This window comes from Bacteroides sp. QWL-09 (genome assembly GCF_058683585.1).
This window is the reverse complement of the sequence record NZ_CM178748.1, coordinates 111,281-135,039: the sequence shown is the minus strand read 5'-3', so window position 1 is coordinate 135,039 and position 23,759 is coordinate 111,281. Positions and strand designations below refer to the sequence as shown.

At 44.0% G+C, this 23,759-nt stretch carries 17 protein-coding genes; 7 read left to right on the top strand and 10 right to left on the bottom strand.

Annotated features, from left to right (window positions below):
• Nucleotides 1-262: 262 nt before the first annotated feature.
• Nucleotides 263-775: a 3'-5' exonuclease gene (locus AC4PG5_RS00550; protein WP_492029560.1), complete on the top strand. Its 513-nt coding sequence runs from the start codon at nt 263-265 to the stop codon at nt 773-775.
• Nucleotides 776-1,355: 580 nt separating this feature from the next.
• Here AC4PG5_RS00550 and AC4PG5_RS00545 read toward each other — a convergent pair.
• From AC4PG5_RS00545 to AC4PG5_RS00515, 7 genes are all read right to left on the bottom strand, one after another.
• Entirely contained in the window at nt 1,356-2,921 is a 1,566-nt protein-coding gene (locus AC4PG5_RS00545) for a sulfatase family protein (RefSeq protein ID WP_492029559.1), read from the bottom strand.
• 9 nt (nt 2,922-2,930) lie between these two features.
• Nucleotides 2,931-4,391 (bottom strand): arylsulfatase, encoded by a 1,461-nt coding sequence (locus AC4PG5_RS00540; protein WP_492029558.1) that lies wholly within the window; start codon nt 4,389-4,391, stop codon nt 2,931-2,933.
• A 134-nt stretch (nt 4,392-4,525) separates the two neighbouring features.
• On the bottom strand, nt 4,526-6,460 hold the full coding sequence (locus AC4PG5_RS00535; RefSeq protein ID WP_492029557.1) for a RagB/SusD family nutrient uptake outer membrane protein: 1,935 nt from the start codon (nt 6,458-6,460) through the stop codon (nt 4,526-4,528).
• 13 nt (nt 6,461-6,473) lie between these two features.
• On the bottom strand, nt 6,474-9,935 hold the full coding sequence (locus AC4PG5_RS00530) for a TonB-dependent receptor (RefSeq protein WP_492029556.1): 3,462 nt from the start codon (nt 9,933-9,935) through the stop codon (nt 6,474-6,476).
• Nucleotides 9,889-10,122 (bottom strand): hypothetical protein, encoded by a 234-nt coding sequence (locus AC4PG5_RS00525; protein WP_492029555.1) that lies wholly within the window; start codon nt 10,120-10,122, stop codon nt 9,889-9,891. The genes AC4PG5_RS00530 and AC4PG5_RS00525 overlap by 47 nt, the downstream gene beginning before the upstream one ends.
• A gap of 43 nt (nt 10,123-10,165) precedes the next feature.
• Complete coding sequence (locus AC4PG5_RS00520) at nt 10,166-11,194, bottom strand: FecR domain-containing protein (RefSeq protein ID WP_492029554.1); 1,029 nt, start codon at nt 11,192-11,194, stop codon at nt 10,166-10,168.
• 6 nt (nt 11,195-11,200) lie between these two features.
• Nucleotides 11,201-12,517: a sulfatase gene (locus AC4PG5_RS00515; protein WP_492029553.1), complete on the bottom strand. Its 1,317-nt coding sequence runs from the start codon at nt 12,515-12,517 to the stop codon at nt 11,201-11,203.
• Between the two features lie 262 nt (nt 12,518-12,779).
• Here AC4PG5_RS00515 and AC4PG5_RS00510 point away from each other — a divergent pair, with 262 nt between their 5' ends.
• A complete protein-coding gene (locus AC4PG5_RS00510) occupies nt 12,780-13,361 on the top strand; it encodes an RNA polymerase sigma-70 factor (protein WP_492029552.1) in 582 nt (193 codons plus the stop codon).
• Between the two features lie 111 nt (nt 13,362-13,472).
• Here AC4PG5_RS00510 and AC4PG5_RS00505 read toward each other — a convergent pair whose 3' ends face one another.
• Entirely contained in the window at nt 13,473-14,630 is a 1,158-nt protein-coding gene (locus AC4PG5_RS00505; RefSeq protein ID WP_492029551.1) for a glycerate kinase family protein, read from the bottom strand.
• A 96-nt stretch (nt 14,631-14,726) separates the two neighbouring features.
• Here AC4PG5_RS00505 and AC4PG5_RS00500 point away from each other — a divergent pair, with 96 nt between their 5' ends.
• From AC4PG5_RS00500 to AC4PG5_RS00485, 4 genes are all read left to right on the top strand, one after another.
• On the top strand, nt 14,727-15,932 hold the full coding sequence (locus AC4PG5_RS00500; RefSeq protein ID WP_492029550.1) for an MFS transporter: 1,206 nt from the start codon (nt 14,727-14,729) through the stop codon (nt 15,930-15,932).
• A gap of 12 nt (nt 15,933-15,944) precedes the next feature.
• Complete coding sequence (locus tag AC4PG5_RS00495; protein ID WP_492029549.1) at nt 15,945-17,033, top strand: DUF4421 domain-containing protein; 1,089 nt, start codon at nt 15,945-15,947, stop codon at nt 17,031-17,033.
• A gap of 99 nt (nt 17,034-17,132) precedes the next feature.
• On the top strand, nt 17,133-17,609 hold the full coding sequence (gene trxA, locus AC4PG5_RS00490; RefSeq protein WP_492029548.1) for a thioredoxin: 477 nt from the start codon (nt 17,133-17,135) through the stop codon (nt 17,607-17,609).
• 223 nt (nt 17,610-17,832) lie between these two features.
• Complete coding sequence (locus AC4PG5_RS00485) at nt 17,833-19,005, top strand: glycosyltransferase (protein ID WP_492029547.1); 1,173 nt, start codon at nt 17,833-17,835, stop codon at nt 19,003-19,005.
• Between the two features lie 868 nt (nt 19,006-19,873).
• Here AC4PG5_RS00485 and AC4PG5_RS00480 read toward each other — a convergent pair.
• Nucleotides 19,874-21,118 carry an ABC transporter permease gene (locus AC4PG5_RS00480; protein WP_492029546.1) on the bottom strand — a complete coding sequence of 415 codons (1,245 nt, stop codon included), beginning with the start codon at nt 21,116-21,118 and terminating at the stop codon, nt 19,874-19,876.
• A gap of 14 nt (nt 21,119-21,132) precedes the next feature.
• On the bottom strand, nt 21,133-22,335 hold the full coding sequence (locus AC4PG5_RS00475; protein WP_492029545.1) for a pyridoxal phosphate-dependent aminotransferase: 1,203 nt from the start codon (nt 22,333-22,335) through the stop codon (nt 21,133-21,135).
• 173 nt (nt 22,336-22,508) lie between these two features.
• On the opposite strand from AC4PG5_RS00475, the gene AC4PG5_RS00470 reads away from it, so the two are divergent.
• Nucleotides 22,509-23,744, top strand: coding sequence for a fucose isomerase (locus tag AC4PG5_RS00470; protein WP_492029544.1), 1,236 nt, complete (start codon nt 22,509-22,511; stop codon nt 23,742-23,744).
• The last annotated feature ends 15 nt before the right edge of the window (nt 23,745-23,759 follow it).

Here is a 23,759-nt window from a genome sequence, read left to right as displayed (position 1 = left end):
ACATTACAGATCCAGAGTCATCCCATTTCATCAGCCCTTTCAATATAGGAAAAGTAACTGATCGCGAATTGGTACAACTAAATATTTAAATGATCGAAGTTACAAAAAAAGACACAAACAGTTTCATAACTAATCAATAAGCCGGAAAGAATTTCACTTTTTCTTTGCTTTATAAATTGAGAAGATCTATTTTTGACAGGTTTTGATCCTTCCGACTATCGGCCGGAAAGATCAAAACCCATTTATTTTAGTTCGAACAGTCATGAAGAATTTTGCCGCCATAGATTTTGAAACTGCCAACCAACACCGCACGAGCGTTTGCAGCGTGGGGATTATCATCGTCCGCAACGGACAGATCACCGATAAATTCTACCGTTTGATCCGTCCGAATCCAAACTTCTATTCGCAATGGAACACCGCCGTACATGGGCTGACCTATGCCGACACTAAAGAAGCCCGGGAGTTTCCGGAGGTCTGGGACGAAATCAAGGCGCAACTCAACGATCTTCCCTTGATCGCACACAACAGTCCCTTCGACGAAGGATGTTTGCGGGCGGTACACGAACTCTACCACATGGAATATCCTAATTATCTCTTCTATTGCACCTGTCGCGGATCGCGCAAATATTTCGGGAAGGCTCTTCCCAATCATAAGCTCGATACGGTAGCCGAACGTTGCGGATTCTCCTTAAAGAACCACCACCACGCGCTAGCCGACGCTGAAGCCTGTGCTCACATCGCTATGCGATTATGGGGAGACGAACAACTCTTCTAAGTCGGAAGAGCGGTTGTTCGCCACACAACAATAGTCCGCTGCTTCACCTAATCCGTTGAATTTTTTCCTTCTTTGACGAAGCTATTTCCATTTTCCACGGGCGAACTTCGAGTTTCTACGGACGACTCCAAAGTCCCATCAAATCGAAACTTCAGTTTCGTCCTATACAAATTTTTGTTTCGTCCAATCGAAATTTTAGTTTCCAAAGGACGAAACTTTTTTCCACGACTTACGATTATTTTTATCGTATATAAGGGAATTTTCAGATCAGTAGAGATTAAACATGATTCAGCCTTAAACTAAAAAAGTAGACGCCCCTTCGCTCTTATTTCTAAAGACCTAGTCCCTTATAAACTCTTATCCCTAAAAAGATAGACAAACGATCACTCCCTAGTGAGAGAGGATCACTAAAAAAAATCAGGCCACCATTTTACTGGTAGCCTGAACTTATCATTGATCTTTTTACGGGCTTGCCAGACAGCAAGACCAATCAATTTACTCGTTTCTGAATGAATCGCGCAAGTTGAACGAACGTTCTAAATCGTCAGAACGATTCCGCAACTTTACCCGATCTTAAGCTCTAAGGTTTCAGGTTTCCAGCCTTTACCCGACGTAAGATGTTTTGCAACTCAAACAAGACTGAAGTATTGGCTTCAGCCACATTTTCTTTCTCAAAAGCCGATTGCTTCAAGTTGTAGAGCTGAGGAGCAGGAAGGTTACCCGTCTCTATTTTCGGTCCCCAAGTAATCATCGGTCCACCGTCGTTCGATTCGATATATTTCCATTCGGGTGTGCGTACCGACAAAGAGTGGTTCGCTGCTTGTTCGATCACCCAAGGACGCTCCGTTGTTGTTTTTCCCAACCAACTCTCTAAGTAGTTGAAGCTATCGGGAGCAGCCCCTTTTGGAAGACGTTCGCCAACCAAAGCAGCCATTGAGCTCATCCAGTCGATCTGTGACACCAAAGCGTCGGAAACGATTCCGCGTTTCACTTGCTTAGGCCAACGAACGATGGCCGGTACCCGTGTACCACCTTCGAAAGCACTATATTTATTTCCACGTAAATTGCCTGCAGGAGAGTGCCCATTCAACAATTCTTCAGCCTGATCTTGGTAACCGTCATCGACCACCGGACCATTGTCGCTCGAAAGAATGATCAATGTATTCTCAGTCAGCCCCAACTCGTCGAGAGTCTTCAAGATCTGTCCCACGCTCCAGTCGAACTGTGCAATAGCATCGCCACGCAATCCCATGCCACTCTTTCCTCTAAACCGTGGATGCGGGAAACGAGGAACGTGAACATCATTTGTTGCGAAATACATAAAGAACGGTTGATTGCGATTGGCTTTGATGAAATCGACCGCATGCGACGTGATCGAATCGGCAATATTTTCATCTTTCCAAAGCGCTTTACCACCACCTTTCATATAACCGATACGGCCAATACCATTGACAATCGCCATGTCATGTCCGTGGCTCGATTTTAAGTTATAAAGCAATTCCGGATGATCTTTTCCTAACGGTTCACCTTTGATTGGTTGGCGGTAGCTCACCTCTATCGGTGCAGAAGGATCGTAGTTGGCTACCCTACCGTTTTCAATAAAGACACAAGGCACACGGTCGGCTGTAGCCGCCATGATATACGAATAATCGAAACCCAAATCGCCTAAAGCAGCGGGTAACGGTGCATTCCAATCTTGTTCACCGGTTTTGTCGCCCAAACCTAAATGCCATTTACCAATAGCAGCAGTCGCATAACCGGCTTGTTGGAAGACATCGGCCAGTGTATAACGTTCCGGACGGATAATCATACCCGCATCACCGGCAGCCACATCTGTGCCCGGTCGACGCCAAGCATATTCCCCCGTCAGCAAAGAATAACGTGAAGGGGTACTGGTTGCCGCTGTCGCATGAGCATTGGTCAGCCGCATACCTTCGGCAGCTAAGCGATTCACATTCGGTGTGTGAACATTCTTGGCTCCGTAACATTCCAAATCGCCATAACCCATGTCATCGGCATAGATAAAGACCACATTCGGTCTAGTGGGCTCGTTCTGTTTGTGTTTGTTTTGGTCAGCTTTGTCTGTCGTACCAGCCATAATAGAGCTGATGGGCGACAAAAAAGCGAATAAAAAATAAGGTCTCATAAGATATTATTATTTAAACAATGGGAAATTAGCATTCTCAACACGGGCATTCTGCATAATGGCCTTCAGCTCGCTCACTTTCTCCGGGTACTGACTAAGTACATTGTGATGTTCCGAAGGATCTGAATTCAGGTTGTACAGTTCATAATAAGGTTGCTTTCCACGTATATTCAAATGAAGAAGCTTCCACGGCCCTTTTCTGACGGCCTGACGACCATTCATCTCTTGAAATTCGAAATAAAGATAATTGTGTTCCTTTTGCCCTTTTTTGTTTTGCCACAAAGGTAATAAACTTACCCCATCCATTGCATTCGGATTGAACTTTTGTTTTAAGACCTCTCTAAACGTTGGCATGAGATCCCAAAACGATGACATAAAATCAGTCTGGGTGCCCGGTTCAACATGTCCTTTCCATGATACGATCATCGGCACACGAATGCCTCCTTCGTATAAATCTCTTTTATACCCGCGCCAGATACCATTGCTGTTAAAGAAGTCGGGATCGGCTCCTCCTTCTTTATGAGGGCCGTTATCACTCGAAAAGACGATAATCGTATTCTCGTAGACTCCCATATCTTTAAGTTTCTGAACAATCTGTCCGACATAAAGATCGAGGCGAGTTACCATCGCTGCAAACGTTGCATGAGGATAGAATTGCGAACAATAACCACCTTTTCTAAATCCACGACTACCAGGCTCAACCCCTTGATAAGCCACCTCCGGAAATTTTCCACGGAATTTCTTGATGATGCTATCTTCAGGGACGATCAGTTCGGCATGAGGAATCACCGTTGGATACCACATGAAGAACGGTTCGTCTGTTCCCACCTGATTTAAAAAGTCGAGCGCTTTCTGATGGATCAGATCTTGCGAATAAGTCCCTTTGCCATATTGCACTTCGAGGACATTATCTTTCAGATCGATGCGTTTATCGTTTTCCCAAAGATGATCGGGATAATAGCTATGAGCCAGTAGCTGACAGTTATAACCAAAGAAGGAGTCAACTCCTACACGGTTAGGATCGCCGCTTGTACCAATATAACCTAAGCCCCATTTACCAAAGACTCCGGTGGTATAGCCTGCATTTTTAAAGTCTTGAAAAATAGTTTCCGTACCTTCAGGAAAAGGCGTTTGTCCTTCGGGAGAGATTTCCATATTACCGCGTATAGGCGTATGTCCTGTGTGAGTACCGGTCAACAGACACGATCGTGACGGGGCGCTGACAGTGGTTCCGGAATAGAATTGCGTAAATCGCATTCCATCCTGTGCCAGTTTGTCAATGTTAGGCGTTTGGAACTTCTCCTGTCCGTAGCAGCTCAAATCGCCATAACCAAGGTCATCGGCCAAGATAAACACCACGTTAGGCGCTTGTTGTTTTTTAGTTTTCTGTGTTTGTTTCTTTGCTTGTGCTTGAGGCATTCCGATCAAACTCAAGAGGAATGCACTTCCGTAAATTAGTTCACGATTCATGTTTATTCTATTTTTAAGACTTAATCAACAAAAATAAAAAAAGTTCAGACTCCTGCAAAACCCTCTAACAACTATCGTTTCTATAAAACGTTTTTAGAGAACCACGCAACAGTCTGAACTTCTAGTTCACCTTATCAATTGGCGGTGTCCCATCCCGGATTCTGAGTGATATCAGGATTCAAAAGAATCTCCCCGGTCGGAACTTGATAGAGATAATATTTTTCTAACCATCCTTTATTCTCTACTAATGGAGAGTTGAACAGATAGATATAGCCTTCAGTCATGCTGCCAGATGTACCATCGGAAACGCCTGTGGTCTCATTGAGCAAAGTAAACCCGCTTGGCAAAGCCGTTTTTTTCATCCAAATACCTTTCGCAGTCTGATTCACAAACCAAGGTGCCATTCTCCAACGGCGAACATCGTAGAAGCCGAAACCTTCGCCCATCAACTCAATGATGCGTTCACGACGAACTTCCCAAAGAATCGGATCAACCAGAATACCGGCTTCGTTACCTGCAGGATAGTATTTACCACGGTTAGGATCGAAATTACCATCAACCTCAGCCAAAATCAAATGAGCAATGCCGGCTCTGTCGCGCAACTTATTGATCGTCTGATCGGCAACACCTTGATCGAAGCGTCCAAGTTCGAACATCGCCTCAGCATAGTTCAACAAGATTTCTTCAATTTTGAAGATTGGTTTATCAGCAGTATTTAACAAGCCATTGTTAAAGCTTTCTTCCCAGTTGCTCCAGTTCTTCCAAACATAATATCCCGAGCGACAGGTCACAAATGCTCCGGTACCCAAACGTGGGATCTCAGGAACAAGAGAAGCCGACCAGTTTTGTCCCGGAAGACGTTTCATACCGATACCCGGATTGCTGCATGAGGTGTTTGCTCCCATGATGTCGATATATTCACGATCGGCAGGCTCAGTAGTATAGGTCCATGTGCGATAACCTTCAGGGCCTTTACCTGATTTCACTTTGTAAGGAGGAATGACAGTATGGTATAAACGCGGGTCACGATCTCTGAAAGTGGCGTACATCGTTTTATCTCCATGATAACCTGAAGCCGAGTTTAAGATCGGTTTACCGTTCTTCATCAAATACAAGTCGACAGTCGACTGGTTCATCTCTACATTGTGCGAAGAAGTGTGTTCCAAATAGCTCGCTCCATTCTGATTGATGTTAGCGACGTGTTGTCTGTAAAGAATCACACCGGGTACTTTACCCAAATCTTCCGTCGTCCACATCTCTCCATATCCGGCAGCCGGCTGACCGTCGGTTCCAACGTACAATGTTGGATAAGCCGTCATCAATAAAGCAGATACACGAACACACTCATTCAAATAACTATCGTAATCGCCCAAGTTGTGGTATTTACGCCAAGTTCCTTCACGAAGAGTGAATCGTGAGATAGCTGCACGGACACAGTCTTGCGTGATGGTATTTGCTCCATCTTTGCTTACAAAGTTCCCGATATGCTCTTCGGCCCATTTCAAGCGCTCCAAGACTTTATCGGCCACCTCTTTGCGAGGAAGACGCGAACCAAAAGCTTCAGGCGACTGATCGTCCATCACGGTTTCTACCCAAGGAATATCCCCAAAGCGATCAATCAGTTCCATATACCAATACGAATGGAAGAAATAGCCTACTGCTTTCCAATGGTCTTTCTCTGTATCCGACATTGAAGAAGCATCGAGGTGCGACAACATCATGTTGATACGACGAATATAACCAAAGTCCCAGCCATTTCCCGAAGCGACACTACCGACAGTTTGGTAAGCGTAAGAGTTGAATCCACTTACACTTTTCTTTTCAAAATATCCGGCATCAATATCCCCACGGTAATGCGAGTCCTGTCCATTGTTTCCTAAAGAGGTGGCAATGGTGTTATTCGCAAACATATCATAGCATGGCCACATGAAAGCCTTGAAATTGTCGTATGAGTTGAATACGTTTTCTTCGGTAGGTTTATTGACCGGAAACTTATCGAGGAAAGAGTCGTTACATCCCGTCAACACGACTCCTGTATATATCAGTAAAGAGTAAAATATCTTTTTCATAATAATTCAGAGTTTATAAAGTGAAGTTCAAACCAAATGATATGGTACGATAAGAAGGGTAATTCCATTCTAAAGTTTCAGGATCGATTCCTGAAGGCAAAGATGAGAACGTTGCTAGATTCTCAACACTGATAAATCCCTTCAACTGTTTGAGCATCAATTTACTGATCCACTTTTGAGGAACAATATAAGATAAGGTCACATTCTTAATACGGAAGTAAGAAGCATTCGACAAGAAACGATCCGATTTTCTATAGTTCGATCCCATATTGCCGTAATCACCATAGATACGTGGGAATCGAGCATTAGGATTAAGTGCGGTATAATCGCCATTGTCTTTATCGGCCGGTTTCCAATAGTCGCTCAATCCATCGTACAACGGTATGAATTTGAAGTCGCTGTAAAGAGGGAAAGTCAAGGTATTGGCCAACCAAGCATCACGCTTACCGGTACCTTGCATAAACACACTCAAATCGAATCCACCATAGTTTACCCCTAGGTTGATACCATATAAATAACGAGGAGTGGTATTACCAATGATCTTACGGTCGCCCGGATTAGAAGCGGTGTTATCACCACCATAAATCAAGTTCTCTCCTTTATCGTCATCACGTAGATTCTGGAACTTCAAGTCGCCCGGACGAGGATTAACGCCATCGATCTTAGCTACGCCCTCTTTCAAAATCCAAGTGGATGTGCTTTCAAAGTCATCGACTGTGTAGAAACCGTCGGCAACATATCCCCAGATTTCTCCGAGTTTTTTACCTTCATAGAAGCCATCGAGTATTTTCGATTTATTGTCATCATATCTCACAATTTCCGATTGTCCATCCGATAAGTTAAAGCCTAAACGATAACCGACCTTACCAATCTTATCGCGCCAGTTTACGCTAACTTCCCAACCTCTAGTGCGCATATCGGCAGTGTTCTGCAAAGGAGCACCGGTACCGACAACAGCCGGAAGATCCATACCCGGAGCAAGCATTCCTTTCGTATCCCGTTGGAACCAGTCGAATGTTCCATTCAAACGATTATTGAATAAAGTAATGTCTACACCAAGGTCTAAAGTACCCACTTTTTCCCAAGTAAAGTTCTGGCTAACCAATTTAGGCAATCCTGAGATCGCAGTCACATAATCACCGTTGACCAACCATTTCTTATATTTATTGTCGATATCCATTGATGGGATATAAGCATAGTTTGCAACGCTCTGGTTTCCGATACGACCATAAGACGCTCTTAATTTAAAGCCATCCAACCATTTGCGACTGAAATCCATGAATTTCTCTTGAGCCACTTGCCAACCGGCAGAAACTGAGGGGAAGAAGCCGAAACGATTGTTCTTAGGGAATCTTGACGATCCGTCATAGCGGCCGTTCACTTCCAATAAATATTTATCGAGATAAGAATAGTTCACACGGAAGAATCCACCACGTACGGCATACTCCGAATATGAGTCATTTGCCACAATCTTCGACGTACCGGCATCCATTGAAGGCACTTCAATAATTGCCTGTCCATAAGAAGAAGCATCTAACGTTTCAGAATAGTTTGATTCTTGGTTAAAACCACCCATCAATCTAAACTTGTGTTGTCCGATATTCAAGTTATACGTTCCATAAATATTGATCGCATTATAGTCGGTATACTGCTTGTACTTTCTCAAATAATCGTCAGTTGGCGTTTTATTTTCTCCACCTTGGATCGTTGTATAAGACGTTTTTCCGGTATACCAGCTGTAATCATATACGTTCTTGTCGAAGGTATATTCAAAAGCAACTTCTAATCCTTTAACCGGTTTCAAGATCGATTTCAAGAAAATACGAGGGTTGTCATTGAGATCTTTCGATGTATTGGCCCATAACACTTGGTTACGTCCGGTAAACGATGGCAAATCTTTTCCGGTTGAAGAGATATCACCAGGGATAATGCCTTCCGGGTAGAAAGAAACCAAACGGGTAGAATAGATAGCTCCAAGTGAAGAAGAAGGTAAAGTCTTCTTGCTCTTTCCATAACTTACCGTAGCCTCTTGAGTAAACCAAGGCGTTATATCGGCAGCAATAAAAGAGCTAAAATTGAAACGAGTAAACTTATCTTTATCAGTGATCAATACACCATCGTTCGATACGAATCCTCCTGACAAACGATAACGTAACTTCTCTGTACCTCCCGATGCCGAGATGTTGTGTGTCATCTGGAAGCTATTGGTAATCATGTTACCAACCAAGTCTTTTTCGTTTAAGTAATAAACAGCACCATCTGTATCCTTAAAGATACCATCGCCTACAGTGTTAAACTTAGAAGGATCTTTTTTGTATTCATCCAGATAATTCAACCATTTATTGATGCTTGGTGAACCCATCGACCAGAACTGATCACCGGCAGCATCGGAATAAGCTCTTAGATAATCGGCAAGCGGAGCTTGTTTAGGCAAGTTTACGGCATTACCGAAACCAAAATTATTGTTATAGTTTAGTTGGAAATTGGTAGCCCCTTTAGGACGTTTAGTCGTCACCAAGATTACACCACCGGCTGCTCTTGCTCCGAAGATTGCTGCTGAAGCAGCATCTTTCATCACAGTTACTGTTTCAATATCTTCCGGGTTAATCATATCGATATCCCCTTCAACATTATCAATCAACACTAATGGTCTAATAGCATTTCCCATTGTTCCATCACTATTCTGTATTCCTAAAGAGTAAGCTCCACGAATCTGGAACGATTTGCTCTTTCCAGGGTCATTACCACCATTCGAAACCAATAAGCCCGGAACGGTACTTTGAAGAGCATCAGCTGCATTCAAGATTGGTCGGTTACCAATGACCTCATCCATCTTTACCGATGAAACGGCACCGGTAAGGTTCGCTTTCTTCTGAGAACCGAAACCGACTACCACAACTTCATCCAAAACACGAGTGTCATCTTTTAAAGTGATAGCCATTGGTTTTCCGGCAACAACTTTCAACGTTTCTTTCTTATAACCAATATACGTAATCTCGATCGTTGCATCCGGAGAACTAACGTTCAAGATAAATTTTCCGTCTAAATCGGTGATTGTACCGTTGGTTGTACCACTCTCAATCACACTAGCCCCGATAATCGGTTCTCCGCTAGCATCGATCACACGACCGGTAATTCTAACAGCAGCATTCTTTGCTGTTTTTTGTGTGGTTGCCAGATTAGACAATACTATTTTCTTATCTAATACCGTACATTCGATATCAGTCCCTTTAAAGACTTCGTTCAATACCGCAAAGATGTTGGCATTATTCATTTTTACCGATACCTTGCGTTTCAGATCGATTTGATGATTGTTGTAGAAAAATCCAAAATCCGATTGATGTTCAATCTCTTTCAACACTTCCTCAACATTTGCATTACGCACATTCAAGTTGATGACAGCTTTTTGTGCATAGCTAATTGTTGCATTAGCCCAGCCAACACAACAAAACATAAACAAAACCAATAGCCTCATAGATAGGGGAATTTTTTTTAAGGTTATCCAAAGCGGATAAAACATCCGATTTCGTTGGATGCTGAAATAATTTTGCATAATTTTGTAATGATTTAAAGTTATAAAATTGTAAATCAGGACTTGTCGCCAAACAAGTTGTTCGTGATTTTCGGTTTTGATATGGGAAGATACGCCAATATCTTTCCATATTTTTTTGGTTTAAGGGTCTTTCATAGTTTTTTATTTTAAAATTATTTATAAAGCAAGACTTTTGTCTTTCCGGCTTTTATGTCTCCATTGTCTATATACTTCCATCGGATGCCCGAAGAAACTTTAAAGTATTCTAAGATTCGTTCTAAACGCTGACTCGTGAAAGTTCCGGTAAAGGCATAATCCTTCGTTTTCAAACTCCGAATCACAAACTCAACATTATATCTCTTTTCTAAAATTCTCAAAGCGTCCTCTAAAGTGGTGTTGTCAAAAACAATCTTACCATCAACCCAAGATATTTCCGACAAACAAGATGTGTTATACAGATGAACCCTCTTCGAGGAACTGTCGAATACAATGCGTTGTCCCGGCGACATAGCAACCGACTTCACGCCTTCACCCGGAGCAGGATAACGGAAACTGATCTTACCTCTAATGAGTGTAGCGACTACATCTTCCTCAGAATTGTAAGCCTCAATATTAAAGCGAGTGCCATGAACCTCAATGCTCGTCTGATGCAACGTCTGCACTATAAATTTCTTTTTCGCATCGTGAGTCACATCAAAAAAGGCTTCACCATTTAAAACCACAGTACGCGTTGTCCCATCAAACGTAGAAGGGTATTTCAAACTCGATTCGGAATTTAAATACACCAACGTACTATCGGGCAACATAAACGAAGTGGTCATCCCCGGATTAGTCTTCATCTCGATCATCTGAGCTAAAGGAACTTCCTCCACCGAGAGATATTTAACCAAAACAACCGTTAGGAAAGGAATAAACAAAATAGCCGCTACCCGCTCAAGATAACGTAAAGAGAAACGCCTGTCTCTTTTCCTCTGTCCTTGTTTCACGCGTTTCAACGCCTTTTGCACATCAATGCCAGGAGCAATCCTCTGATAGTCGGCAGCCAATGCAATCGCATTCATCTGCTTCACCAGCGAGCGATGTTCTTCAGATTCAGCCATCCACTCTTCTACTCGGTGCTCTTCCTCCGGAGTCAGCAAACCATCGAGGTAACGTGGAAGGAGTTCTTCTATATTTTGATTATAATCTTCTGATAGATTCATTCTTTCTTATTCTTTGTTTTTATACTGGGGGTTGATCTTCTCGGGTATCGGAGCGTGCGTCGTCTTCAGCCACGAAAAAAGTTTTTGCTTCATCTCAGCACATCGATCGGCATATTCTGTTGCCAAGTTATGACGTTCCGAGACATCAGCCTTCAAATTAAATAATTCACATTGCTTGGTTTCATAGTAATAAATCAACTTCCAATCGCCCGAACGGATCACCGAATAAGGTGTAGCGCGGAATTCCTGACGGCCATAACCTTCCAAATAAGCCGGGAAATGCCAAAACAAATCACGCTGAATAGTCGGTTGAGCCGACAATAAATCGAATATATTCGCACCATCTAACCCTTGAGGACGTTGGCCATGTACCAAATCGACCAACGTCGGGAAAAAGTCGATATTAACCACCGGCACATCAGTAGCCGTTTTAGGCGCAATCTTCGATGGGTAACGAATGATCAACGGCACTCTAACTCCACCTTCGTAAGGAGTTCCCTTCTCTCCCCGAAGCGGGAAGTTGTCGGTAGCCATTGACGTACCACCATTATCGGACGTAAAGATAAAAATCGTATTATCGGACAGTCCTTGGGCATCCAGCAATTCACAGAGTGCACCCACTCCGTCATCGACCTTTTCGATCATTGCCGCATAAACGGGGTTTTTATGATGCTTACCGGGCACTTTCTTCTTATACTTATCGACCAAATCTTGCGGAGCAGTCAGAGGAGAATGCACAGCATAATGAGCCAGATAAAGGAAGAATGGTTTTGAGGTGTCGCGGTTCTTAATAAAATGCTCAGCCTCGCGAGTCAGACGATCGGTCAAGTATTCTCCAGGTCTACCCTCTTCCAAAGCCACATGACATTTCGAATGCGCCTTATTGCAGTACGGATAAAAATAAGAATAGGGACTTCCCGCTTTATTCCCTCCGATATTTAAGTCGAACCCTTGCGACAGCGGTCCGGTACCTTCATCATCACTTCCCATGTGCCATTTTCCAACATGAGCACATTCATAACCCGACTGTTTTAATGCTTCGGCCAATGTCGTAAATGAAGAAGCCACATCTTCGGTATTAGCAATAGGAATCAGTTTTCGTTTCGAAGCCTCTCCCCGTTCGGAAGGACTAACCGTATAAACCCCATGTCGAGGAGCATACATCCCGGTCATAAAACAAGCTCTGCTCGGTGCAGAGTTTGCTCCGGCAGAATAAGACTGTGTGAATTTTAGTCCTTGTGTAGCCAAACGATCAATATTAGGCGTTTCATAGAAGTCACTACCATAACAACCCAAATCGAAAGCCCCCAAATCATCGGTCATAATAAAGACGATATTTGGTCGGTCGCTTTGTGATTTTGCTGTAGAAAAGCACAATCCCTCAGTGGCTAATAATATGTAAAACAGTTTATTATTCAATGTGTACTAATAGTATAAAGGTCATAACTATTCTCTCAAAAGAGCTTCTTTATAAAAAAGACAATCCTAAAGTAAACTCTCCTAAACAAAAATACATTTTTTATCAATAAAGTTTAAAATAAATAAAGAAAAGCTATCTTTGCCTTCGATTTAATACAAATAGTACATGGAAGCAAGGAGATCAAACGAAACCATAGGAGAGTTATTTTCTTCTTTTCAGAAGGGAAGAGAAGAAGCTTTCGATCTGTTATTCGAAAGATTCTACCCCATTTACTGTGCCTATGCTCAACGATTTATTCCACTTGAAGATGCCGAGGAAGTCGTGCAAGACGTCATGATGTGGTTGTATAATAATAAAGATTTCTTCGCTATTGAATCTTCCTTAGACAGCTATATTTTCAAGACCATCTATCACCGGAGTCTCAACAAGATCAATCAGAAAGAAGTTAAAAAACGAGCAGATACTCAATACTTCGAGAACAATCAATCGGCATTGTACGACATCGACAGTGCCCAGATCGAGGAGCTATCAAGAAAGATCAACGAGGCCGTTTCTCGTTTGCCCGAGAAATACAAAGAAGCCTTTATCATGCATCGTTTTAAGGATATGAGTTATAAAGAGATTGCAGAAAGACTAGATGTGTCGGTCAAGACCATTGATTATAGGATTCAGCAATCGCTAAAAATTCTTCGTCACGACCTGAAAGATTATCTGCCTCTACTCTTTATGCTGGGCGTCATCAGGTAATATTAGACCTCATCTGATTTTCGACTTTCAACGTCCGCTTTTAAATTCTGTCTTTAAGTTTCACTTTTAGATCTTTGGCGTTCGGTTTTTAGCGTCCATTCTGAAATTCTTTTATGATTCTTTCGACTGTTCGGCCAGACGAATCAGGCGGGCAACAGACGCAGCGGTCTCTTTGAGGTTTTTCTTCGCAGTCGACGGATTCATCGCTTCAGAGAGACTCATCGGATAAGGAGTGGACGAAAAGACGGCCTCAAACCCCATATCGAACAAAGCGATTCGGTCGGCCACCCCACCCGCCAGCAAGATCACCGGAATCTGTTGTTTTTGAGCTGCACAAAGCACCCCATAAGCCACCTTGCCCATACCGGTTTGCCGATCAGCCTTTCCTTCACCCGTCACAACCAGATCGGCTCCCAATAGCTGACTCGGAACGTCTAAAGCCTCTAAGATAAAGTCAATGCCCGGTCGCAATTCCGCCTTCAAGAAAGCCAACAGTCCCCCACCGGCTCCACCGGCTGCTCCCGAACCCGGAACATTCATTAAGTTATCGCCCGTTTTCCGACAGACCACTTCGGCAAAATGTTTTAGACCATCATCGAGGAAACCGACGTTACGCTCATTGGCTCCTTTTTGAGACGCAAAAACTTGAGCCGCTCCTTCAGGGCCATAGAACGGATTACGAACATCGGTGATGATGATGAACCTTGTCCGGTATACGCCGGGGTGAACTTGTGACGCATCGACATCGAAAACCAAAGGTAATAATTCTCCTCGGCCAACCGACAGTTCGCTTCCCTCCCTATCGAGAAATTTAAAACCCAAAGCTTGAAGCATCCCAATCGCCGCATCGTTTGTCGCACTTCCTCCAAGGCCGATGATACACGTCGAACACCCCTGATCCAAAGCATCGGCAATCAGCTGCCCCGTACCATAAGACGTGGTATACAGCGGATTTCGTTTCTCTTCCGGAACTAAAGTTAGCCCACTGGCTGCGGCCATCTCAATCAATGCAGTCTGTCCATCATCCAAAAGTCCGTACGACGCTTTCATCGGGCGCTGCAACGGATCGCAGACCTCAACGGTTCGGTAACTTCCGCCATAGCGTTCCATCAAGACAGACAAGACCCCTTCTCCACCATCGGATACGGGAATACGCCTGATCTCAGCTTCCGGAAAGAGCTCCTCAAAACTCTCGGCAACCACATCGACCACCTCTCCGGCAGACAGACTCCCCTTAAAGGAGTCCATTGCAATCACGATCTTCTTCATACCAAATTAACTCTGTCAGCATACATCCGCTAAAGATACTTTTTTTTATACATAATAATATGTACTTTTGCACTCTATTTCATAAAACGATAAAAGATGAGCCAGCCGACCCAACAACCTATCAGTAAAATCACTTTATCGATACTGATCGCATTAAGTCTTTCGCATTGCCTCAATGATCTTCTGCAAGCCGTTGTCTCAGCCACCTATCCGTTGTTGAAGGAACAGCTATCGCTAAGCTTCGCACAGATCGGGCTCATCACCTTGGTTTATCAGCTCTCGGCTTCGGTCTTTCAGCCCATAACAGGTTATCTGTTCGACAAACGTCCTTTTCCTTGGTCGCTCCCAACAGGAATGACTTTCACACTCATTGGCCTGATCAACTTTGCCTTTGCCAATACCATGACATGGACCCTCTGCGCCGTATTTCTCATCGGACTGGGATCGTCCATTCTCCATCCGGAAGCCTCCCGCATCGCCTTCCTAGCCTCCGGCGGTAAAAGAGGTCTAGCACAATCGCTATTTCAAGTCGGCGGCAACCTTGGCGGATCATTAGCCCCACTGCTGGTCGCCCTCATCGTCGCTCCCTATGGGAAAGAACATGTGGCCTACTTCGTACTGTTTGCCATTGCTGCCATCATCGCCATGCTTCCCATCTGTCGATGGTATAAGGGACACCTCAACTATCTGAAGACCACCAAAAAGACACACGCTCACCTGATCCCTCGTCCTCTATCGGATGGGAAAACCCTCTTATCCATCAGTATTCTTCTGATACTGATCTTCTCAAAATACATCTATATGGCCAGTTTGACCAACTATTATACGTTCTATCTGATCCATAAATTCGGAGTCACCATCCAGCAATCGCAGCTTTACCTCTTCATCTTTTTAGCGGCAACAGCCATAGGAACGCTTGTTGGGGGACCGCTTGGCGATCGCATTGGTCGTAAATATGTCATCTGGATCTCTATTCTGGGCACAGCGCCCTTCAGCTTACTGATGCCACATGTGGGACTGTTGCCAACTATTGTTCTGAGTTTCTTCGTCGGCTTCATGCTCTCCTCCGCTTTTCCGGCTATCTTATTATATGCTCAAGAACTTCTACCTAACAAACTCGGACTGATCTCCGGTCTGTTTTTCGGATTAGCCTTCGGTATCGCCGGCATCGCATCGGCGGTCTTAGGAAGTCTGGCCGATCAGTATGGCATCGAAGCGATATACCACTGGTGTGCATTTATGCCACTACTCGGATTATTCACCTGGTTCTTGCCGGATTTGAAGAAAATCGTTCAAAACTAAAGTTTCTATCTTATGCTTAAACGACACTTAATCTACATACTCCTCCTTCTAACCACCTCCTTGTCTGCTCAAGAAGCATCGGTCGATTCCATATCGCCTTCGACCACCTCTCCGGGCAAATTCAAGACTACGCTCAAGAAGTTCTTCAACTTCTCTGATTTCGACACCTTATACATTGCACCCAATCGATATAATTACGCCCTGATGACCACGCATTTCAGCAACTTCGAATACTACTCGGTCAGCAGTACTTTGCCCAAACAACAGACCATCACGCTCTATCCCAACCCGCGACGCAAACTGGGCTTCTACTTCGGCTGGCGCTGGATCTTCCTGGGATGGTCGTTCAACATTGACGATATCTATCGAAAGACAAGTCAGGAGAACAAAGGAACGGAGTTCGACTTAAGTCTATACAGCTCGAAATTCGGGCTCGATCTGTTTTATCGAAAAACCGGAAACAATTATCAGATCAAGCATATCAAAGGGTTCGAGGATGCCATACCAAACAACTATTCCCAGCCCTTCAACGGACTGAAGGTCGACATAAAAGGATTAACGCTCTATTATATTCTCAACAACCGTAAATTCTCCTACCCCGCTGCCTTTAGTCAGTCGACCAATCAGCGTAAGAGTGCCGGATCAATGATTGTCGGTGTCTCATTCTCGAAACATAATCTCGATTTCGACTACACCCAACTTCCCGTCATGATTCAAGAAAGAATGAATCCCGGGATGAAGGTTGAAAACATCCACTTCTCAAATTTCGCAGTCAGCTACGGCTATGCCTACAACTGGGTGTTTGCACGCAACTTCTTGTTCAATGCCTCTTTAACCCCGGCTATTGCCTATAAGACCTCTCACATCGTGACCGAAGCCAATAAAGACAACCGATCGTACAACAGTATCAATCTCGATCTCATCGTTCGTGCCGGATTGGTCTACAACAATAGCAAGTATTATATCGGCACCTCGTTTTTGGGAAAAAGCTATAATTACTATAAGAAAAACTTCTCCATGAACAACGGGTTCGGAACCTTGCAGATCTATGCGGGTTTCAACTTCTATTTGAAAAAAGAATACCGCAAAAAAAGGCATTAATTCACAAAATAGGAATAATTGCCAAGTTATTATGTTCTTTTGCTATTTGTGACACAGCTCATTACCTCTATCTTTGCATCAAACAAAAAAACAAAGACTATGAAACGGATTAAGACATTACTTAGCGCCTTTGCTCTCACATTGACTGCATCAGCTTGTGCAGGTAGTAGTTCAAAAGATAATAATAATCAATTAAATAAGGAGGATAATAAAATGGAAGTTATTTCATTAAATAAAGCAGATTTCTTAAAGAAAGTATATAACTACGAAGTCAACTCTAAAGAATGGAAATTCGAGGGTACTCGTCCGGCAATCATCGATTTCTACGCCACATGGTGTGGTCCATGTAAAATGATGGCTCCGATCCTTGACGAGATCAGCAAAGAGTACGACGGTAAGGTAGATGTTTACAAGATCGACGTTGATAAAGAAGAAGAACTTGCAGCAGCTTTCGGCATTAGAAGTATTCCAACATTATTGCTGATTCCGATGAACGAACAACCCCGCATCAGTCAGGGAGCTATGCCAAAAGATCAGCTGAAGAAAACCATTGAAGAGTTTTTATTGAAAAAATAAAAGTCTGTCCATTCATGGAGGTATAGACTAGGATAAAATGATTAGTTTTTAGGATAACGTCTGCCGGAACCCGTTTCCAGGCAGACGTTTCTTATGAAAACCCATCCCTTTACCAGCAAGCCATGAGAGAATAAAAATAAAAGCCTCTCGAAGGTTGACTTCCGTTTAAAAAATATCTACTTTTGTAAGAGAAATAAGCATCATTCAACTCATAAGAATAAATATGGAAGCATTGGCTCTAAACTCGGCAGAGATTATTCTGCTATCCGCTTTGGGAGGTCTGTGGATCATCCAACTGATCTACTACTTCACTTGCTACAATCGGATTGGTAAAAACCAGACCGAGGAGATCAAAAATAAGAAACGTTTTTCGAGCGAACAGCCTCCATTGTCGGTCGTCGTCTATGCTCGAAACGATGCCGAGAACTTGCGACGTTTTCTTCCGACCGTGCTTCAGCAAGACTACCCCTTGTTTGAGGTGATTGTCATCAATGATGCTTCTACCGATGATACCGAGATCGTATTAGAACAGCTCCAAAGGGAATACCCTCATCTTTACTATAGCTTTACACCCGACAGTGCCCGTTACATCAGTCACAAGAAGCTAGCGCTGACCTTAGGGATCAAAGCGAGTAAATATAATTGGCTGGTCTTTACGGAGACCAACTGCGAACCGGCTAGTCCCCAATGGTTATCGCTCTTGGCCCGTAACTTCACTCCGGGTACTGAAGTGGTATTGGGAGCAGCCCTCTATAAACCGACTAAAGGGTTTCGGTCGCGCTACCTCTCCTTTGATACGCTGTTCACGGCTATGCGTTATCTGGGACTGGCGCATGCAGGAAAACCTTACATGGGCATCGGACGTAACCTCGCCTATCGCAAAGAGTTGTTCTTTGCTCAAAAAGGATATTCTAGTCACCTCAACCTTCAACGGGGAGAAGACGACATCTTCATCAATCGCATCGCTACCGGGCAAAACACCCGCATTGAAACCGATAGTCGCTCGGTAATCCGGATCGAACCGTTGCATAGCATCAAGTCGTGGATTGGAGAAAAAATCAGCTACAAGGTCACCGGTCAATATTATAAGGGCCATCAACGCCAATGGCTCGGTTTTGAAACGACTTCTCGCCTGCTGTTTCATACGCTCAACCTCTTTGCCATCGTTTGGAGTATCCTCCAATCGGCATGGATCGTAACCGGCGTAGCAGCATTTCTTTGGCTAATCCGCTATATCACACAACTACTTGTCGTGAATCGGAGTGCGAAAGTGCTGGGCGAACCCAAACGATTCTACACCTCACTCCTCGTGTTCGACTTCATCCAACCGTTGCAATCGCTTCGCTTCGAATTGGACAGACGTTTCCATCGAAAGAGTGACTTCCAAAGAAGATAATCGAGCAAATGAAGGGCGTCGGGGAAATGAAGGGCGTCGAACAAAGGGAAATAATTGAACCTCAAAAACATCACCGAACAAATAAAGTTTCCCCTTCTCCATAAGAATAAATAAGCACGATTTACCCACACCCCCCACACTAAAATTCACAGAAATCTCTATTCATGGACTCTCGAACGTAGTGTGGGATACCATTTTTAAAGGGTTATCCCACACTAAATCGGGGTTATCCCACACCATCTAACACTCCGACCAACCTGGTGAAGCGTTACGTTCCATCATCAGTTATGAGAAACAAGCACAGCCTATTTTTCAGCCCATCTTATAGACTACTACTCAATTGCAATTAGACGGTATTTCTATTTTATTAATCGTTATCAATGCTCAATCACTCGCCATCACCATTTAGTTTCTTGAGCCCTCGAACGTGGGCTCTTCAGCCCTCGTTCGAGGGCTCATGGGTTTTCCTTCGAGGGCTGAAGAGCCCTGCATCGAAGGCTCAACAAATGAACGTTTACTAACCTCTAAAGAAGTTGAGAAAATGATTAAATAGAGCGGAAGAAGTCACTAATATCATTGCAAGAAAAAACTCAAACACTGATGCGATGACACCTTAATAAGCCCCCAATAAAAAAAGAGCTTGAAACGATTTGCGAAGACAATAATTGATAAAGATGACAACTTATAGAGATGACTCTTTGCAAAGATGGCCAGTTGTAAAGATGATTAGTCGTAAAGATGATTAGTCGTAAAGATGGAAATTTACAAAAATGGCTAGTCGCTGAGATGAAGAGTTACGGAAATAATGAGTTTTAGAGATACTGATCGACAGTAATTTACTGGTAAAAACAAAGACCGGCAGTGTGCGTTATTCGTAACGCATAGAAGTGGCCGGATTGATGCGGGTAATCAAGAAAGAAGGGCCGATCAGCATCAAGACCGAGACCAACAACGTACCGATATTGATCAGTAGCCACAACAAAACATTAAACGAGATAGGCACCGTATCGATATAATACGTTTGCGGATCGAGCTTAAACAAGCCGAAATAGGATTGCACAAAGCAGAAAGCCAAGCCAATGGCATTTCCCCAAATCATCCCTTTCCCAATGAGAAAGACAGAGAACCAGAGGAAAGTCTTCCGAATGGTGTAGTTGCCGGCTCCCAACGCCTTCAAGATTCCAATCATATTGGTGCGTTCCAGAATGATGATCAACAATCCGGAGATCATCGTGAAGCCTGCCACTCCGACCATCAAGAACAAGATGACCCATACATTCATATCGAGCAAATCGAGCCAAGCAAAGATCTGAGGATTCATCTGCAAGATATTACGCACATAATAGACGCTTCCATAGCGGTCGATCCGATTATCGGTCACCTCACCCAACTGATTGGTGATCTGTTCCAAACGATCATAATCGTTTACCTTCAGTTCAACACCGCTGACTTGATCTTTCTCCCAGCCATTGAGACGGTTGACCATGTGGAGGTCGGTGATTAAAAATAGATTATCGTATTCCGAGAAGTTCGTTTCGTAGATACCGACAATTGTCAGTCGGCGGACTCTCACCTCTTGCTGAACGTAATAGGTATAGATCCGATCGCCTAATTTCAGACGTAACTTCGACGCAAGTGATCTGGAGATCACCACTTGATTCGAAGAGGTCGAATCACTGAACGTCGGGAACTCCCCCTCAATCAGATGTTTTTTAAAGAAGGTGGCATCGAATTCCGCTCCCACCCCTTTGAGCACCATACCCTGAAAAGCATCGGCCGTCTTGATCATGCCGGGCTTGGTGGAATAGCGTTCCACATGCTTAATCTCCGGAAAGGTCGTCAGAGCCTTCATCATACTGTCGCCCACCTCAACAGGATGTGTCTCATAAGAGGTCGCCGCATCCAGATTAGTCACCTGAATGTGCGAGCCAAAGCCAATCACCTTGCCACGTACCTCACTCTTAAAGCCAATCACGACAGCTACCGAAACGATCATCACCGCCAGACCGATCGCAATCCCAATGATTGCAATCAACACCGCCGGACGAGAGACACGTTTCCCGCCATCATGATCACGATAAATGCGTTTCGCTATGAAGAGTGATAATGACATGGTTCAAAAAGAGTTTACTGTTCGGTACGACCCGGATAAGCTTCCAATGCTTTTTGCAGCACAAACAACGCACGGTTCAAGTCTTCTTTCTTCAAGACGTAAGCAATACGCACTTCATTGATTCCCGCACCCGGTGTGGTGTAGAATCCCGAAGCCGGTGCCATGAAAACCGTCTGGCCTTCATAGTCGAAGTCAGACAGACACCATGCACAGAACTTATCGGAATTGTCGACCGGCAATTTAGCTACGGTATAGAACGCACCCATCGGAATCGGTGAATAGACGCCCGGTATTCGGTTCAGCCCATCGATCAGACATTTACGACGTTCCACGTACTCATCGTACGTCTCACGATAATATTCTTCCGGAGCATCGAGCGAAGCCTCAGCAGCAATCTGACCAATCAATGGAGGACTCAGACGAGCCTGACAGAATTTCATCACGGCGTCTCTGATGGATTTGTTCTTACTGATCAACGCACCAATGCGAATACCACATTCCGAGTAACGTTTCGAAACCGAGTCGATCAACACCACATTTTCTTCGATACCCTCAAGGTGACAAGCCGAGATATAAGGCGAACCGGTATAGATAAATTCACGATAGACCTCATCAGAGAAAAGAAACAAATCGTACTTCTTCACCAAGTCACGAATCTGATTCATCTCACGGCGAGTATACAGATAACCGGTCGGATTATTCGGGTTACAGATCAAGATCGCTTTCGTACGCTCATTGATCAGTTCTTCGAATTTCTCAACCTTAGGCAATGAGAAGCCTTCTTCAATGGTCGTTGTGATGGTACGGATCTTTGCACCGGCAGAAATAGCAAAAGCCATGTAGTTGGCATAAGCCGGTTCGGGCACAATAATCTCATCTCCCGGATTCAAGCACGATAGAAAAGCAAAAAGCACCGCTTCCGATCCGCCCGAAGTGATGATGATATCATCGGCAGTTAAGTTGATGTTATACTTTTCGTAATAGTGTACCAACTTCTCGCGGTAGCTTCTGTATCCGGCACTCGGACTATATTCTAATACTTTACGGTCGATATTGCGTATCGCATCAATCGCGGCTTGAGGAGTCGGCAAATCAGGTTGTCCGATGTTCAAGTGAAAGACATGCACTCCACGTTGCTTAGCAGCATCTGCCAAAGGAGCCAGTTTTCTGATTGGAGATGCAGGCATCTCGTTTCCGCGAATCGATATATTAGGCATAGTTAATATTAAAAAAAAATCGTTTTTATTTTCGTTGATTGTGCACAAAGGTACGTAATAATTTGAATACAGAGATATAAAAACTTTAAAAACCTTATCAACCCTAAAAACGTTGTATAGGTAAAAAAAGAAATACCTACATTTGCTGAAAAATAACCCAATTATCAAGCATAATGACAATAAACCTTATAACTTTTGCTTCGCATCTGCACAAGCAGGCTTCTATAAAGAGCTCACATGAAGCGATCTTAAGCGAACTTGAAAAATATTACACGCTAAAACTTGTCGACTACAAAGAGATGCACAAGCTTCGAGAAGATGATTTCAAAATTGTTTTCATTGCAACCGGAGGAGTGGAAAGACAAGTGATTCAATATTTCGAACAACTTCCTCGGCCAACCATCCTACTAGCCGACGGCATGCAGAATTCTCTGGCTGCATCACTCGAGATCTCATCATGGTTGCGTAGCAGAGGGATGAAATGTGAGATTCTGCACGGCGAATATCCCTACATCGTTCAGCGCATCGAAACCTTATATACCAATTTCTGTTCGCAACGCGCGATCGTCGGACAACGGGTCGGCGTGATCGGTACGTCGTCACCTTGGCTCGTGGCAAGCAGCGTCGACTACCTATTGGCCAAGCGTCGCTGGGGTATCGACTTCATCGACATTCCTCTCGAAAGGGTGTACGACGAGTTCGAACGGATCACCGACGACGAGGTGGGAGCTTCGTGTGCAGCAGTAGCCTCACAAGCTTTGGCTTGTCGGGAAGGTACTCCAGAAGATTTAATCAAAGCCATGCGTCTCTATCGGGCTATCCGTAACATCGCTCACCAAGAGAACTTGAACGCTTTGACCCTAAGTTGCTTTAAGATTATCGAGAAACTCGGCACAACGGGCTGTCTGGCTCTATCGCTACTGAACGACGACGGGATCATTGCCGGCTGTGAAGGCGATCTGCAATCGGTTTTCACCCTCTTGGCTATAAAAGCGCTAACGGGAAAAACGGGATTTATGGCCAACCCGTCGATGATCAGCGGACGAACCAATGAGGTCACCTTAGCACACTGCACTGTGGGACTAAAGCAAACCGACCGTTATATCATCCGTAATCATTTTGAGACTGAAAGCGGTATCGCCATACAAGGTTTATTGCCTACGGGTGACGTGACGCTAGTAAAATGTGGTGGGGAATCGCTCGATGAATATTTCATCTCATCGGGATCGCTGACCGAGAATACCAATTATATCAATATGTGTCGCACGCAAGTACGGGTCAGACTCGATGGGTCGACCGATTATTTCCTAAAGAATCCGTTGGGTAATCATCACATTTTGATACAAGGCAATTGTGAACAAGCTCTACACGACTTCTTCCAGGCAAACGGTTGCCGTCGCGTAGAATAACATTCAGAACCATCC